The organism is Flavobacterium sp., assembly GCF_043778725.1.
Taxonomy (GTDB): Bacteria; Bacteroidota; Bacteroidia; order Flavobacteriales; family Flavobacteriaceae; genus Flavobacterium.
Genome location: NZ_JAYWFT010000127.1, coordinates 1 through 15890 on the forward strand (window position 1 = coordinate 1; position 15890 = coordinate 15890).

Here is a 15890-nt window from a genome sequence, read left to right on the forward strand (position 1 = left end):
TAATGCATAAGTAAAAGTACTTGTTGTGGCTCCAACGGCTGGTGTAAATGTACCAGTTGCTGCATTAAATACTCCGCCTGTTCCTGAACTTCGTGTCCAAGTTCCGCCTGTTTGTTCGCCTGTTATTAAACTGTATAAATTAATTGCAGTTGCACTAGTTTCACATACTGATGTACTTCCGTCCGTTCCTGCTAGCGGCTGCGGATTTATTGTTACAGTCGCTAAACTTGTATCGTTTACACAAGGTGCAACGCCTACTAATGTGTATGTAAAAGTACTTGTTGTAGCGCCAACGGCTGGTGTAAATGTACCAGTTGCTGCATTAAATACTCCGCCTGTTCCTGAACTTTGCGTCCATGTTCCGCCTGTTTGCTCGCCTGTTATTAAACTGTATAAATTTATTGCAGTAGAACTAGTTTCACATAGTATTGTGCTGCCATCTGTTCCTGCAAGTGGTTGCGCAGTAATGTTTACTGTTGCTAAACTTGTATCGTTTACACAAGGTGCAACACCTGTTAATGAATAAGTAAAAGTACTTGTTGAAGCTCCAAGGGCTGGTGTGAATGTACCAGTTGTTGCATTAAATGTTCCGCCTGTTCCTGAACTTTGCGTCCATGTTCCGCCTGTTTGCTCGCCTGTTATTAAACTGTATAAATTAATTGCAGTTGCACTAGTTTCACATACTGATGTACTTCCGTCTGTTCCTGCATCTAGTTGAGCTGTAATGTTTACTGTGGCTACACTTGAATCATTAGGACAAGGAGAAGTGCCATTAACTGTATATGTAAATGTACTATTAGTTGTGCCTGATGATGGAGTAAATGTACCAACGGCAGCATTAAATGTTCCACCAGTTCCTGAGGTTTGAGTCCAGGTTCCTCCAGATTGTTCACCAATAATTAAACTAAATAAATTAATTGCAGTAGAACTACTACCACAAATGTTTGTAGATCCATCAGTTCCTGCATTGGGTTGGGAAATTATATTAATAGTAGCAATACTAGAATCGTTTATACAAGGAGCGACTCCTGTTAATGTATAAGTAAATGTACTATTAGTAGAACCAACGGCTGGAGTAAATGTTCCTAATATAGCATCGAATGTTCCGCCTGTTCCTGTTGTTTGAGTCCATGTTCCACCAGTTTGTTCACCGGTTATTATACTGTATAAGTTAATTGCTGTAGAACTAGTTTCACAAACTGGTATATTCCCATCTGTTCCTGCATTGGGCTGAGTAATTATGTTAACAGTTGCAATACTAGAATCATTTACACATGGAGCAACTCCTGTCAAAGTATATGTAAATGTACTTGTCGTGGCTCCAACTGCTGGAGTAAAAGTGCCTGTTGCTGCATTAAATGTTCCGCCAGTTCCTGTTGTTTGAGACCAAGTACCACCAGATTGTTCTCCTGTTATCAAAGTATATAAATTAACTGGAGTAGTATTAGATTCACAAACCGCTGTATTTCCGTCTAAACCTGCGTCTAGTTGAGCACTAATAATAACTGTAGCTAAACTAGTATCATTAGTACAAGGAGCAGTTCCTGTCAAAGTATAAGTAAAAGTACTTGTTGTAGAGCCAACACTTGGTAAAAAAGTAGCTGCTGCTGCATTAAATACTCCTCCTGTACCTGAAGTTCTAATCCAAGATCCACCTGATTGCTCACCGGTTATAATATTGAATAAGTCTAATGGAGTTGAACTACTTCCACATATGGTGATACTATTATCTGTACCAGCATTTACTTGAGGAGAAATATTAATTGTAGCAACACTACTATCATTAGGACAAGGTGAAATTCCTGTTATAGTATATGTAAATGAACTATTAGTTGCTCCTACTGCTGGTGTATATGTTCCTGCAACAGGATTGAAGACTCCTCCTGTTCCTGATGTTTGAGTCCAAGTTCCACCAGATTGTTCTCCTGTTATTAAACTAAATAAATTAATTGCAGTATTATTTGACTCACAAACTAAAGAATTTCCATCAGTTCCAGCATTAGATGGAGTGTTTACTATTACTTGAATAAGCTGAAATGGTCTACAAGTAGCATCTGACGGTATAGGATTAGCTATAGCATAGACATAATATGTTCCTGGCGTATTAGGAATTGATCCTGTGCCCAATACTGGAGAATCATAAGAAGCAATTCCGCTACCATTTGGAGTTGCATATCCTAAAAGTGTACCTCCAGAATACATATTAATACCTGTTTGCTGTGCAGTAAAATAAACATAAGAAATTGAATTAGATCCAGTGAATGTAGTACTAACAGAAAAAGCTGAAGGATCGCCACTAACACATAAAGTTTGATTAGTTGAAGGAGAAGTTATAGTAGGACAAGTTGAACAATTAGTTAATATTATATTAAACGATTTGACTCTAATACATGGATTATTCAAACTTACTAAACTAATATAAATTGTTTGACTAGTTCCAGTAGATAAAACATAAGCTGATGGGTTAACTATTGAATTAGCTGCTGCATTTTCAGCATCAGCTTGAGTTAAATAATAGGCAACATCATAGGCACCAGTTCCAAATAACGGACCCAAAACTACAGCCTCATTGCTTGTTAAATTAAATGTGTTATTGGTTGAACATTGTGATATATTACTAGGATTTAGAGTATCATCTGGAAAAACCTCAATCATTACAGGTTTAGTAATTGTTCTTATTGTTGATGTTGGTGGACCAGGAGTATTACATTGTGTATAATTTACAACAGCAGTATAAGTAGTTGTTACACTTGGACAAACAGAAATTGATGGTGTTGTAGCAATCGTAGCTCCATTTTGATCAACCCATTTAAAAGCTGTTAATGTAGTGCCTGCTGGTGTAAAACGCCATGCTTCTGGTACATTTACTCCTGATGCATTTGTAGTCGACCAAGCTCCAGTATTTCTTCCTGGTGCAGCAAGACCTAATAAACCTGTAGCATTTTGAATTCCAATAACTCCGCTTCCGCTATTCCAACCTACACAAGATGTTCTCTTTTTTACATAAACATCTATAATATTAGTTCCTTCATAAAGAACCAATTGACTTTCTTGCAAACCTTGACCTGTTCCACAAGAAAAGAGAGGCATGTCTTTAACATTAATGATAAGTTTTCTACACGGAGCAGTACCATCAACTATGTAAGACATAGAAATACTGGCTGGTGGTGTTACTGCTACAGCTGGATTGGTATCTTGCATTGGAAAATATATAGAATTTCTATATGCTGCAGTTGTTTGAGCTAATAATGGAATTTGTTGTGTAAAAGCCCATGGATATGTTCCATTAGAACAATAAGGCGCTGCTAGATTATTGAATGATAAGTTAACATTACTAGTAACTTGACATTTATCATAACAAGCCCCATAAAAACTAAAATCAAATGGAATATTAACGATTGGTGAGTAGGCATCATCAATAACACATAAAGCCGTACCTGTGTTACCTAGAGGTACGAGAGGAGCAAATGGAATTGAACTTACAGTGTATGAACTTGTATCTTTTATTTCTATATAAGATGCGGTAATATTTGTGCAACTTGACGTATTACACAATGTTGGATTTGGTGCATTAATATCAATATCATCTGCGCAACAATTTATTAAATATGTAAATATTCCTGTTGCAGATGGACTTGAGCAACCAGTTGAAGTATTAGTTATTACTACGCTATAGTTACCAGCAATTGTTGTATTAAAGCTGGCTACATTTCCCGGAGCAGGAACTCCACTTGGAACTGTCCAGGAATAATTGTAAGTACCAGCCAATGATGGTGTAGCTTGAATTAAAGTTGTTGTTGTATCGCCAGAACATTTAATTGGATTGTTAACAATAACTGATGGGGTTGGATTTATAGTTATTGTAAATTGCTTAACGCTATCAATACAGCCATTTAAAGTTCCTGTTACTACAATTGTTGCAGTTATTGCAGAAGATGTATAATTGGTTGCTAAAACATTTGTAAGATTTCCTGTTCCTAAGTTTCCTATTGCAAGTAAAGGATTACTATTTGTCCAAGTAATTATTGTATTTGGTAAATTACTTGTAAAGGCTAATAGTGGAATATTTGTTCCGTTACAAACGGTTAAACTTGCAGGTATTGTAATATTCAAAACATTTATAGTAACGTTTGTGGTTGCTGCTGCGCTTACACATCCTGTTGTTACATTTGTAATTACAACACTATAGTTACCAGATACTGTTGCCACAAAGCTAAATACATCTCCTGGATTGGTAGCACCAGAGGGAACTGTCCAGGCATAAGAATAAGTTCCTGAATTTCCTGGAATAGCTGTTAAAATACTTGAACATGTAGATACATTAGTGATGGTAACAGTTGGCAATGGATTTATTGTAACAACACCAGACGCACTTAAACTTACACAATTTGTTACAGTATTAGTTAATACTACGCTATAAGTACCAGAAACAGATGTGTTAAAATTTGGTACATTTCCAGGATTTGGAACTCCAGATGGAACTGTCCATGCATAGGAATAAGTTCCTGATGATCCGGGTGTTGCAACTACATTAGCATTAAATCCGAAACATGCACTTGGACTATTTACTGTAACTGTTGGTAATGGATTTACTGTAATTGTGGTTGCTAAAGAAAATGAACATGTGGTTGCAGTAGTAAAAGAAATATCATCAATAGCAAAATCATTTCCACCAACATTTACATTTCTATCATACAAACATATTAATGCAGTTGTACTTGCTCCAGAGTTCCAAACATAAGAGTATTGTGTCCAGTTTCCGCAGGTAGCAAGCGCTGGAGCCAAACCAATACCTTGAGAAATACCGTTAATTGTAACCTCAATTGATGCAGGGTTTGGTACTGCTACTGTTTGAACCCAATAACTAAACGTATGACTTTGACCAGCAATTACTGGCACTGATTGACACCATATTTTATCATTTCCAGCATTTAAATTTGAACCATCGAAAACCATCATATTACCACTTCCATTGGTATGATCAGGACAATTTGAAAATGGTGTAAACCATAAATTTGGTCTAGTAACTATTCCGTATGCTTTTTGAACTCCTGCTACAGGTGCTGTTGCTAGATATTGATAATCTGTCGTAAATCCTACATTTCCTTGAGAAAAATCTCCATTAAAAATTAATTCTCTAGTCCTTGTTGTTGAAGATGTAGCCGTATATGTAGTATTTACTAAAGGGCTAACCAAAGGAGATGCACTATTAGGAGTAGTTAAAGAGGAATCAACAGGCGATGCAGTCCAGGTGTAAGAACTTGAGCTACCACTTATTGATAATGTTGTACTTAATCCTGAGCAGATTACAGCATTCGATGAAATAACTAAAGGATTGGATGGAGCTCCAATAACAACATTAGTTTGGGTAACAGTTGTTGAAGCAGTATCGGTTACAGAAATTGTATAAACTCCGGGAATTAAACTTGTAAAAATACCTGTTCCATTTGATTGTGATGCGGCACCAGATATAGAATAACTTGTATATGGTGTTGTTCCGCCAGACGCATAAATAATGATAGAACCATCATTAGAGGTCAAACATGAAGTATTTTGTGCTGAATAATTAATTGCCAATGACAACGAAGATTTAAATGAAAAATCATCAACTGCAAAATCATTTCCTACAGCACTACTATTGTAATTTCTAAGTTCAACATTTACACAAGCATTTGTAGGTGTAATTGTATAGGTTCTTTTTTCCCAGCCATTAACTGGCATAGGAGCTAGCGTGCTTATTGGTAATGTTGCCACTGTAGCATTTGTAAAAACAGCTCTAACATCTGCTTGAGATGATGTACCTATTACTGTACTAGAAATTGACTTTATCCAAAAACTAAAAACATATGTTGTTCCTACAGAGAGACCACAAATTCCGCCTCCTGTGTTTCCTGCTTTCCAAAAACTGGGATTAGCGGCATCTAAACTTCCGTCAATAATCATCATTTTTCCAGATCCAGAAGTATGGTCGGCACCATTCAAAAAATTAGAAGTATTGTATGGATAAGGATTAACTCCAAATGAATAATCTCCTGCTGATGTGTTTCCTGTTGGAGTAGAAACCAAATTATAACCAGTACCATTAATGTTAAATCCTACCCCAACGCCTCCAGTTTCAAAATCACCATTAACAAGTAGGTTTTGAGCCATTAAAGCATTGATAAATAGACAACTTAAGAATAGAAATATACTGTTTTTTTTCATTGTACAATTGTATTTTAGGAGCGAAATGTACAAAAATTTAACTCAAAATTATCTTAAAATTTCTATTTTTTAAATTTAAAGATTACGTTGCTTTTTATATTTCAATAATATTTATCTTTGCAGATAAAAATTGCTAAAAAAATTCTTATTAAAATGATTACTAACGACGAATTTACCGAAGAACTAGGTAACGATCATATCGCAACTAACGAAAATACTCCTTTAAGAGAAGATGCGTTTGATAAAACTGATGATGAAAAAATTGAACTTATAAAGAAAGATGTTGAGCATATTTTATTAACTCTTGGAATGGACTTATCGGATGATAGTTTAAAAGGAACACCAAATAGAGTTGCTAAAATGTTTGTTAAAGAAATATTTGGAGGATTAAATCCGATAAAAAAGCCTAGTGCTTCAACATTTGAAAATAAATACAAATACAATGAAATGTTGGTAGAAAAAAACATAACCGTTTATTCTACATGTGAGCATCATTTATTACCAATTGTGGGAAGAGCACATGTTGCTTACATATCAAATGGTACAGTTGTAGGTTTATCTAAAATGAACCGTATTGTAGATTATTATGCCAAAAGACCGCAAGTTCAAGAGCGATTAACAATTCAAATTGTAAAAGAATTACAAAAAGTTTTAAACACCGATAATGTAGCTTGTGTAATTGATGCAAAACATTTGTGTGTAAATTCTAGAGGAATTAGAGATATTGAAAGCAGCACAGTAACGGCTGAATTTGGTGGTACCTTTAAAAATGAATCCGTAAGAAGAGAATTTTTGGATTACATCAAACTTGAAACTACATTTTAACATCAGTAAAAACTGACTACATTTATATATATGCAACTTTATAAAACTCAAACATTAAAAATATACAATTCTCTGTCTGGAGAAAAAGAAATTTTCACATCAATAAATGAAAGAAATGTAGGAATGTATGTTTGCGGACCAACTGTTTACAGCAATGTACACCTTGGTAATGTAAGAACTTTTATGAGTTTTGATGTAATTTTTAGATACCTCCTACATTTAGAATACAAAGTTAGATATGTTAGAAACATTACAGATGTTGGTCATATTGTAGACGATGTAGATGAAGGAGAAGATAAAATTGCTAAAAAAGCACGTATTGAACAATTGGAACCTATGGAAATTGTACAACGATACACTGTAGATTTTCATTCGATACTTGACAAATATAATTTTTTACCACCAAGTATAGAGCCAACAGCAACTGGTCATATTATTGAACAAATAGAAATTGTACAGCAAATAATTGAAAAAGGATATGCATATGAGGTCAATGGTTCTGTATATTTTGATGTTATAAAGTTTAATGAAACACACAATTATGGCAAGTTAAGTGGAAGAAACATTGAAGATATGTTAGCTAACACTAGAGATACTGAAGGGCAAAGCGATAAGAAAAACGCACCCGATTTTGCTCTATGGAAAAAGGCAGAACCAGAACATATTATGCGCTGGCCTTCACCTTGGGGAATTGGTTTTCCTGGTTGGCATCTAGAGTGCACAGCTATGAGTACAAAATATCTTGGTGAAACTTTTGATATTCATGGAGGAGGAATGGATTTGAAATTTCCACATCATGAGTGTGAAATTGCACAAAACGAAGCTTGTACTGGTCACAGTCCTGTTAATTATTGGATGCACGCCAATATGCTTACTTTAAATGGTAAAAAAATGGCAAAATCAACAGGAAACAATATCCTTCCCAGTGAAATATTCTCGGGCGAAAGTCCATTTTTAAGTAAATCTTTTTCGCCAAATGTAGCTCGTTTCTTTATGCTTCAAGCTCATTATAGAAGTATATTAGATTTTTCTAATGATGCAATATTAGCAGCCGAAAAAGGATTTAATAGATTAATGGAAGGACTCCAACTTTTAGTAGAAATAGAACCAAACGCTGTTTCAACTTTAGATATATTAAGTTGGAAAAACGCTTGCTATGATGCAATGAATGACGACTTCAATACACCAATTTTAATAGCCCAACTATTTGAAGGAATTCGTTTTGTAAATATTTTAAACGACAAGAGAGAAACAATTACAGCATCAGATTTAGAAATTTTAAAAACTACATTAGAAACTTTTGTTTACAACATTCTAGGTATTAGAAACGAGAAAGAGGTTTCTAACAATTCAGAAAAACTTGAAGGTGTTGTCTCCATGCTTATAGAAATGCGAAATGAGGCAAGAGTTAATAAAAATTGGTCGTTATCTGATGAAATAAGAGACAAACTATTGGAAATAGGAATCCAATTAAAAGATGGAAAAGAAGGAACGTCGTTCAATCTTTAAGTTCATTATTCACAAAAGTAATGTTAAAAAAAATATTAATTTTTCCGTTTCTATTATTAATACGTTTTTATCAAGAAGCCATTTCGCCATTTACACCATCTTCTTGCAGATTTGAACCAACATGTTCTCATTATTTTATTGAAGCATTAAAGGTTCATGGTGTTTTTTTTGGAATGTATTTAGGCATTAAACGAATATTAAGTTGTCATCCTTGGGGCAAAACAGGATATGATCCGGTACCACAAAAAAAATGTTTTCACAAATAACATAAAATTAAAATTTAATAAATTTTAAATTACTAATTTTGATAATTATCATACAATAAAATAAAAAAAATGATTTGGAATCCATCAGAAGGAATACATTTAGGCCTAATAAATATTAGATTTTACAGTTTAATGTTTGTAATAGCTTTTGGATTAGGCTGGTACATAATGAAAAAAATCTTCATCAATGAGAAAGAATCGTTAGACAAGTTAGATACCTTGTTCATTTGGACAGTTTTAGCAACACTATTGGGTGCAAGATTAGGACACGTATTCTTCTATGACTGGGAATATTTTAGAAATCATAAATTAGAAATACTGCTTCCGTTTAAATTTGAACCAGAACTTCAATTTACAGGATTTGCCGGTTTAGCCAGTCATGGCGCAGCAATTGCAATAATTCTAGTAATGTATTTTTACAGTAAGAACGTAATAAACAGACCAATTCTTTGGGTTTTGGATAGAGTTGTAATTCCAGTAGCATGTGGTGCAATTTTCGTTCGAATAGGTAATTTTTTCAATTCAGAAATTGTAGGTAAAATAACAGATACCAACAATCCGTTTGGAATACGTTTTGTTAGAGACTATTTTAGTCCACAAGATGCCATGAATAAAACTCAAATTGGTGATCCTGATCTTGCCTACAATGCTATAGTACACGATCCTAAATTTGCTGATTTATTAGCCCAAGTTCCTATAAAACATCCTGCACAACTTTATGAAGCTTTTTGTTACATATTTGTATTTTTTATTCTTTTTTACCTTTATTGGAAAACAAATACTGCTAAGAAACATGGGTTATTGTTCGGTATTTTCTTAATATTATTGTGGGCAGTCCGCTTTGGTGTAGAATTTATAAAAGAAAGCCAAGGAGGAATTGAAGAATTATTAGGTTTATTTTCTACTGGTCAGTGGTTAAGTATTCCGTTTATACTAGTAGGACTTTATTTCTTGTTCATGGCAGAAGAACCATTACCAGAGATTTAAAAACAGTAATAAACCTTGAATATAAAATAATATTTTCATCTTAAATGTACCCCAAAAAGTTATATACTATTTGGGGTATTTTATTTAAATTAATTCGTAATATTTAAAACAAGAAAAACTGCCCTAGAGCAGTTTTTCAGTAACCAAATAATAATTTAAAAGTAAAACTAAAAACTTTTTAAAAATTACCTGTTTATGTAATTACAGATTTATTTATGTGAAACTTCGTGATCTGTATTCATTTGTAAAAGAGCATTTGCTTTTTCTTTCAAGCTTGCCGATACATTTTTAATTGTGCTTTCAGATTTATCTTCAATTTTTTCAACTTCTTTTTTAAGCATTTTAGATTCTTTAGTGGCATTTTTCTTAAAATCTTTTGCTTCTTTATTAATTCTTTTTCTAAAATCTTTAGCAACAGCCTTAGTTTTTCCTACAATTTTCTTTCTTGTTTTTTTTCCTTTATTGGGTGCAAACAAAACACCTAGTACTGCTCCAGCCAAAGCTGCTACTGCAATAGAACCTACTATTTTTGTTGTATTTTTTGAATTATCCATGTCTTTATATTATTTTAAAATTTATAACCTATTGTGGCTTGATACCACATGTTTTTATATCTTGGCGTAGTTGTGTTTCTGTCACCATCATTATTTTTAACATCCCAACCTGCTCTTATACCAATAACAAAAAAAGCTATATTGATGTCTGCTCCACCAGTTAATCCTAGAATATTTTTTCGAAGATTGCTGTTGTCAAATTGCTCTTTTTGATTTGAATTTAACATTCCGCCAGTAAAGGCATCTTTTTGTTTCATCAAATAAGAAAATTGTGGACCAAACAATAATGAAATTTTTTTATCTGGTTTTATAGAAAAAAATATAGGCACATCTATAAAATCTGTAGTTCTTGTCATGCTATAGGCAGTTCCTAAAAAGGTTCCTGAAGATTTAAATCCTTTTTGAGAATATAAAACTTCGGGTTGCAACCCAAAAACTTCACCTAATGGAATTACTATAAATCCACCTGCTGTAAAACCAAATTTTCCATTGGCAACAAAATCTTGACCTTCAGAATCGTAAACATTAGAATAATTGGCTCCAACTCTCAATCCTAAAGATATCTCGTTGCGGCTTTCTGTTGTTAACTTAGTTTGAGCTTTAGCATTAATTACAACTAGTAGAATTACAACCAAGAATATCCCTATTTTTTTCATGCTAAAATTAAATTCTTATTTCAGAATATTTTTTCCGCTAATAACTCTAAGAATTACTGCTATAATTGCAATTACAAGAAGTATATGAATTAATCCTCCAGTATTGTAAACAAAGAAACCTAAAGCCCAAGAAATTACTAAAATGATTGCTATTAAATAAAGTAAATTGCTCATGATATGTGTTTTATTAATTGTTAAATATGTATGGTACAAAGTTCGCTAGGTAGCAGAAAAAAAAAGTTACATAATCAATTGTTTAAATTACATAATTACTACATGCTTACTACTTTACTACTTTTTTTAGTAGGAATTATTAATAAAGGAATAGACGATTGGTTGAGTACATTCTCTGTATTACTGCCTATTAATACTTTTTCTAACCATTTCTGGCTGTGTGAACCCATTATTATTAAATCTACTTTTAAGTTTTTAGCAGTTTTAAGAATTACTTCTGCAAAATTTCCATTTTCGACTAAAATATTGATTTTATTATCCTTAAGATGAAGCTTTACTTTCTCCAAATAATAATTGGCCGCGTCAGAAAGTCCATCGGAATTCATAAACTGATAAAACGTTGCGCTGTCAAAATCGCCAATTCCTGTAATAGGTGAAGTGATAAAAGAAGTATAATAAACCTCTTTTTCTACAACATGAAGCAAAGTAATTTCTGCATCCATAGCTTTGGCAAAAGAGAAACCAATTTCGGCTATTTTGGTTGTATTTGGGTTATAATCTAATGCCATTAAGACTTTTTTGATATTTTTCATAGTGTTTTTTTATACTAATTAAATTTATTATGCATTTTGCATTACCTCATCATAGTGTTGCATTTCAATTTTTGAATCTTCATTTTTTTCAAAAACTAATCGCGCCAATAAATAACTTATTGTAGACTCGGCACCTTGATTGAGGTTAACATGATTTTCTTCCAAGCCGTCATAACAACCACCAGTTATTGGGTTATAAACTATTTGATGTAAATGATTTTTTCCTTGAAACCAATCAAAAGCAATTATCATTTTATCTAAATAATTTTCTTCTTTAAAGGCTTTATAAAACGTCTTCAAGGCCAAGACTGTGTAAGCAACATCAATTGGTTGTTCACCATAATTGTTCGCACTTTTTCCTTTATGTTGCCATCCTTGATTGGAAATCACTTTAATTTTATCGTTTATAAAAGTGCGAGACAATAAAAAATCAAAAGTTGTTTTGGCAATTTTTCTATACAATAAACTTCCTGTACTTAAGGAAGCATAAAGCATTGCTTCGGGCAAAAGACTGTTGGCATAGGTTAAATAATCTTCATACCATTTCCATGTTTTTTCTGAAACGCCTCTATACTTTGACACTAAATTGTCTGCTAGACTAGTAATAAGTTGCTTTATTCTTATATTATTTTTTTCTAAATTGTAAAAATGTAACCCTTTAATAGAAAAAGCAATTGCTCTTGGTGAATTAAATCTTGTAATATGTTTTAATGATTTTTCAATTGCAAATTTTGCTTTTACAATTAGTTCATCACTAAATAAATTGCCATGAGAAACAAATTCTCCCAATGCCCAAATTGCTCTACCATTAGAATCCTCAAGGTTTTCATCGCTATTTTTGTCAAAGAAATTTCCGTGTTTATCTACATAGTTTAAGAAATTACCTTCATCTTGCTGACAAAAAATAATAAAATTTAAATAGGTTTCTATCAAGGTTAAGCTGGATGCTTTCAAGGTTAGTTTATAATGATTTGTTAGCGCAATTAAAGCACGTGCGTTATCATCAAGAGTGTAACCCGATTCTAAGTCTGGACTGTCAATTTTAGAAAATTGAAGTATTCCATCGCTAGTGGTTAACTTGTTAATATGATCTAATGAAATTATTGGTCGTTCATATTTTAGAACTACTTTTTTCTTTGCCAAGCTGGTTTTTGCAATTTCAACATGAGCGATTGCAGCATTTTGCCATGACGTTGGATTTATTTTATGCAAGGCATTAAGACGCATTTCTTTCATTAATTTAGTATCATAAAGCAACTTTATGGTAGCATCGGCTAGTTGTGATGCATTTTGAAAATTAAAGTTTATTCCTGCTCCATCAAGAAATTCTTTGGCATGAGGAATAGGCGTTGAAATTATGGGACAACCACAAGCCATTGCATAAGCCAAAGTTCCGCTAACGGCTTGATTTGGATCTTTGGAAGTAAACAAATAAATATCGGTACGCTGCAAATAATCCATTAACTCTTGATGGGTGACGTATTTATTGATGAATCGTACATTGTTTTGTAAACCAAGTTCCTGCACATTTTTATAAAGTGATTCTCTATATTTTTCTCCTTCTCGTTTCATTACCTCAGGATGTGTTTTACCAATAATTAAATAAATTACATTGGGAAATTTCTCTATAATTTTGGGCAATGCTTCAAGAGCTGTTTCAATACTTTTTCCTTCATTTAATAGTCCAAAAGTAGATAGCACTACTCTATCTGATAAATGAATTTTCGATTTTTTTTCGGGATTATCATTTGACGAAACCAAATGCGTACCGTGAGGAATTACAGTTATTTTTTCCTGAGGAATACCATAATCTCTGGTTAAAATTGAAGCCGATGTATTGGTCATAACTATAACTGAATGCGAATAGTCGACAATCTTTCTTACTACTTTTTTTAATTCTTTGTTTGGATTTGGCAAAACCGTATGAAAAGTTGTGGCAATTGGTTTTTTTAAATGTTTCATCAAGGTTAAAAGATAATTACCATTAGACCCACCAAATAATCCAAACTCATGTTGAAGATAAATCATTGCAACATTTTTGTCTGCATTAATTAGATTTGCCATTTCTAGAAAATTAATTTCCTCTTGTGTTTGAAGACAAAATTTTACCTCTTGCGGATAAATATAATTTGACTCTTTAGATTCTAGAGCGCATACTTTTAAAGAAAAACTATTTCCAAATTTTTCTTGAATAGCATTTTTTAAATCTTGAGTATAAGTAGCAATACCACATTCTCTTGGCGGATAAGATGTTATAAATAAAATTTCTGGCAATTCAACCTTTTTAAATGAAGTACTATTACTTTTAATTGTAGTTGGCATTGTAAAGAAATTAATTTCATTTACGTTCTTCAAAGCTTCTTTATAAACAATTAAACTATTGTTTAGAATTGGAAATAAACTAGTTTTCATAATTAATTTTATTTAATAATAATTCTTTTAATAACTCTTTTAAACTTACAGAAGCGCAAGCAATACATTTATCGGCAGCGCCATAATAAATGTATAATGTATCGTCAAATAATGCTGTTCCTGTAGGGAAAACAACATTGTTAACAGTACCATTTAATTCGTATTCAAACTCAGGTACAAATAATGGATCTGGTAGTCTTGCAATAACTTTGGTTGGATTATTTATATCCAATAAAGCTGCTGCTGCCGAATATATATAACCTTCCGATGTATCGTAAACACCGTGATAAATGAGCAACCAACCCAAGTCGGTTTCTATTGGAGGAGCACCACCACCAATGTAGCCCGACTCATGATTTATTCCCGATGGATCAAGAATAATGTGTTCGTTAAAATGCAAAAAATAATTGCTCCAAAAATCTTTAGTGAGTTCCTCTAGGCTGTTCACCACTACCAACTGAATTCCTGGGCGAATGCGATGAATGAAAGCTAATTTTCCGTCAATTCTTCTTGGAAAAAACATGACATCTTTATCCCAAAGAAATATTTGATCGTTGGGTTCAAAATGGCGTACATGACGAAAATACTTTACATTAACTAAATTATTACAATCGGCTAATCGTTTAAACTCATCAAAAGAAAATTTAGGAACAATAATTCCTTGTCTTTCAAATGTTTTTAAATTGGTTGAAGTCACCAATGCGCCTAAAGCGTTGATGCCATTATATGCAGTGTAGGTTATATAATAAATTCCATCAATTTTTACAATTCTAGGATCTTCAACACCTTTAGAAGCGTCATCAGAAAAAGGGATTAATAAAGGCGTATCATTGCGTTCTACTATCTTTAATGGTCCATCAAGTTTACAATATCCAATTGTAGAATAATTTCCTTTTCTTACTGCTCTATACAACATGTGCAAAATGGTTCCTTCTTGCATAATACCCGGATTTAAAACACTATCGTTTTCAAATGCCAAATCGGTTTTTTTAAGTACTATGCCTAGTTTTTTTACTTTTATCATGACTTATTGATTTAATTTTAATTAAAAAAGCGTAAGATTTTTATTTCCTACGCTTTATTTGGCTCTTACATGTATTCGTAGTATCACGTAAATTCTACGTTGCCCACATAATCAAGTCAAGTTTATTGTTGTAGATGGCTTCTATTTTATCTTTTAGAGTGCTCTAACTATTGATTTCTAATAGTACAAAGTTGCGATGGTATTGCGTTAAAAGTATTACATTACAGCAAGTAAGTATTACACAAATCACACATATACAGTATTTTACATACAAAAAAACACCATTATAGAAATGGTGCTTTAAATTTAATATATTGAAATAACTGGGTTATACTATCTGGGTTGTATAGATGCGTGTAGTTTTAAATTGTCACGTTGCAATTCTGAAGCTATGATTAAATTGCCATGTGCTTTTATTGTACTTTGGGCTGCTCTATCATGATGCCCATTTTGATGATGCGTTGCTGCTTCCATGTGAAATTTTGCAGCTTGCTCAAGATGTCTAGCTACTTTTTTATGATTGTCAATCCCATTTTGAATATCACCAATACAGGCAACAGTTTCACCGTTAGAATTATTGATATCTGTATTGGTCATGATAAGATTATTAAATAGTATAGGAAACAAATTTATATCTAAAATGTATAAGAAAAATTACACAGTAATTGAACAATTTTGTAAAAATC

11 protein-coding genes and 1 pseudogene are annotated in these 15890 nt (G+C 32.7%); 4 read left to right on the forward strand and 8 right to left on the reverse strand.

Translation table 11 applies throughout. From position 1 onward, the window contains the following. Positions 1–6204, reverse strand: a pseudogene (locus ACH2CG_RS12360) (hypothetical protein); the annotation flags it as partial. 153 nt (positions 6205–6357) lie between these two features. On the opposite strand from ACH2CG_RS12360, the gene folE reads away from it, so the two are divergent. The 4 genes from folE to lgt all read left to right on the forward strand — a co-directional run bounded on the left by folE (position 6358) and on the right by lgt (position 9791). Continuing rightward, complete coding sequence (folE, locus tag ACH2CG_RS12365) at positions 6358–7029, forward strand: GTP cyclohydrolase I FolE (RefSeq protein ID WP_395065637.1); 672 nt, start codon at positions 6358–6360, stop codon at positions 7027–7029. 30 nt (positions 7030–7059) lie between these two features. Then, on the forward strand, positions 7060–8538 hold the full coding sequence (gene cysS, locus ACH2CG_RS12370; protein WP_395065639.1) for a cysteine--tRNA ligase: 1479 nt from the start codon (positions 7060–7062) through the stop codon (positions 8536–8538). Between the two features lie 20 nt (positions 8539–8558). After that, positions 8559–8804, forward strand: a complete 246-nt coding sequence (gene yidD / locus ACH2CG_RS12375; RefSeq protein WP_395065641.1) for a membrane protein insertion efficiency factor YidD — start codon at positions 8559–8561, stop codon at positions 8802–8804. A gap of 69 nt (positions 8805–8873) precedes the next feature. Further along, positions 8874–9791 (forward strand): prolipoprotein diacylglyceryl transferase, encoded by a 918-nt coding sequence (gene lgt, locus ACH2CG_RS12380; RefSeq protein WP_395065643.1) that lies wholly within the window; start codon positions 8874–8876, stop codon positions 9789–9791. Between the two features lie 209 nt (positions 9792–10000). Here lgt and ACH2CG_RS12385 read toward each other — a convergent pair whose 3' ends face one another. The 7 genes from ACH2CG_RS12385 to ACH2CG_RS12415 form a co-directional block, all read right to left on the reverse strand. Beyond that, complete coding sequence (locus ACH2CG_RS12385) at positions 10001–10345, reverse strand: YtxH domain-containing protein (protein ID WP_395065645.1); 345 nt, start codon at positions 10343–10345, stop codon at positions 10001–10003. 14 nt (positions 10346–10359) lie between these two features. Beyond that, positions 10360–11001 carry a porin family protein gene (locus ACH2CG_RS12390; protein WP_395065647.1) on the reverse strand — a complete coding sequence of 214 codons (642 nt, stop codon included), beginning with the start codon at positions 10999–11001 and terminating at the stop codon, positions 10360–10362. Between the two features lie 15 nt (positions 11002–11016). Then, a complete protein-coding gene (locus ACH2CG_RS12395) occupies positions 11017–11175 on the reverse strand; it encodes a lmo0937 family membrane protein (RefSeq protein ID WP_395065649.1) in 159 nt (52 codons plus the stop codon). Between the two features lie 98 nt (positions 11176–11273). Then, a complete protein-coding gene (locus ACH2CG_RS12400; RefSeq protein ID WP_395065651.1) occupies positions 11274–11768 on the reverse strand; it encodes a universal stress protein in 495 nt (164 codons plus the stop codon). A 27-nt stretch (positions 11769–11795) separates the two neighbouring features. Beyond that, the gene (locus tag ACH2CG_RS12405) at positions 11796–14180 is read right to left on the reverse strand and encodes a glycosyltransferase (protein WP_395065653.1); all 2385 of its coding nucleotides are present in this window, start codon (positions 14178–14180) and stop codon (positions 11796–11798) included. Further along, the gene (locus ACH2CG_RS12410; RefSeq protein ID WP_395065655.1) at positions 14170–15204 is read right to left on the reverse strand and encodes a pesticidal protein Cry7Aa; all 1035 of its coding nucleotides are present in this window, start codon (positions 15202–15204) and stop codon (positions 14170–14172) included. The genes ACH2CG_RS12405 and ACH2CG_RS12410 overlap by 11 nt, the downstream gene beginning before the upstream one ends. A gap of 333 nt (positions 15205–15537) precedes the next feature. Beyond that, positions 15538–15801 carry a hypothetical protein gene (locus ACH2CG_RS12415; RefSeq protein ID WP_395065657.1) on the reverse strand — a complete coding sequence of 88 codons (264 nt, stop codon included), beginning with the start codon at positions 15799–15801 and terminating at the stop codon, positions 15538–15540. Positions 15802–15890: the final 89 nt, after the last annotated feature.

Coding starts and splice junctions, on each gene's coding strand:
- folE (WP_395065637.1), top strand. CDS start 6,358: ATGATTACTAACGACGAATTTACCGAAGAACTAGGTAACGATCATATC.
- cysS (WP_395065639.1), top strand. CDS start 7,060: ATGCAACTTTATAAAACTCAAACATTAAAAATATACAATTCTCTGTCT.
- yidD (WP_395065641.1), top strand. CDS start 8,559: ATGTTAAAAAAAATATTAATTTTTCCGTTTCTATTATTAATACGTTTT.
- lgt (WP_395065643.1), top strand. CDS start 8,874: ATGATTTGGAATCCATCAGAAGGAATACATTTAGGCCTAATAAATATT.
- ACH2CG_RS12385 (WP_395065645.1), bottom strand. CDS start 10,345: ATGGATAATTCAAAAAATACAACAAAAATAGTAGGTTCTATTGCAGTA.
- ACH2CG_RS12390 (WP_395065647.1), bottom strand. CDS start 11,001: ATGAAAAAAATAGGGATATTCTTGGTTGTAATTCTACTAGTTGTAATT.
- ACH2CG_RS12395 (WP_395065649.1), bottom strand. CDS start 11,175: ATGAGCAATTTACTTTATTTAATAGCAATCATTTTAGTAATTTCTTGG.
- ACH2CG_RS12400 (WP_395065651.1), bottom strand. CDS start 11,768: ATGAAAAATATCAAAAAAGTCTTAATGGCATTAGATTATAACCCAAAT.
- ACH2CG_RS12405 (WP_395065653.1), bottom strand. CDS start 14,180: ATGAAAACTAGTTTATTTCCAATTCTAAACAATAGTTTAATTGTTTAT.
- ACH2CG_RS12410 (WP_395065655.1), bottom strand. CDS start 15,204: ATGATAAAAGTAAAAAAACTAGGCATAGTACTTAAAAAAACCGATTTG.
- ACH2CG_RS12415 (WP_395065657.1), bottom strand. CDS start 15,801: ATGACCAATACAGATATCAATAATTCTAACGGTGAAACTGTTGCCTGT.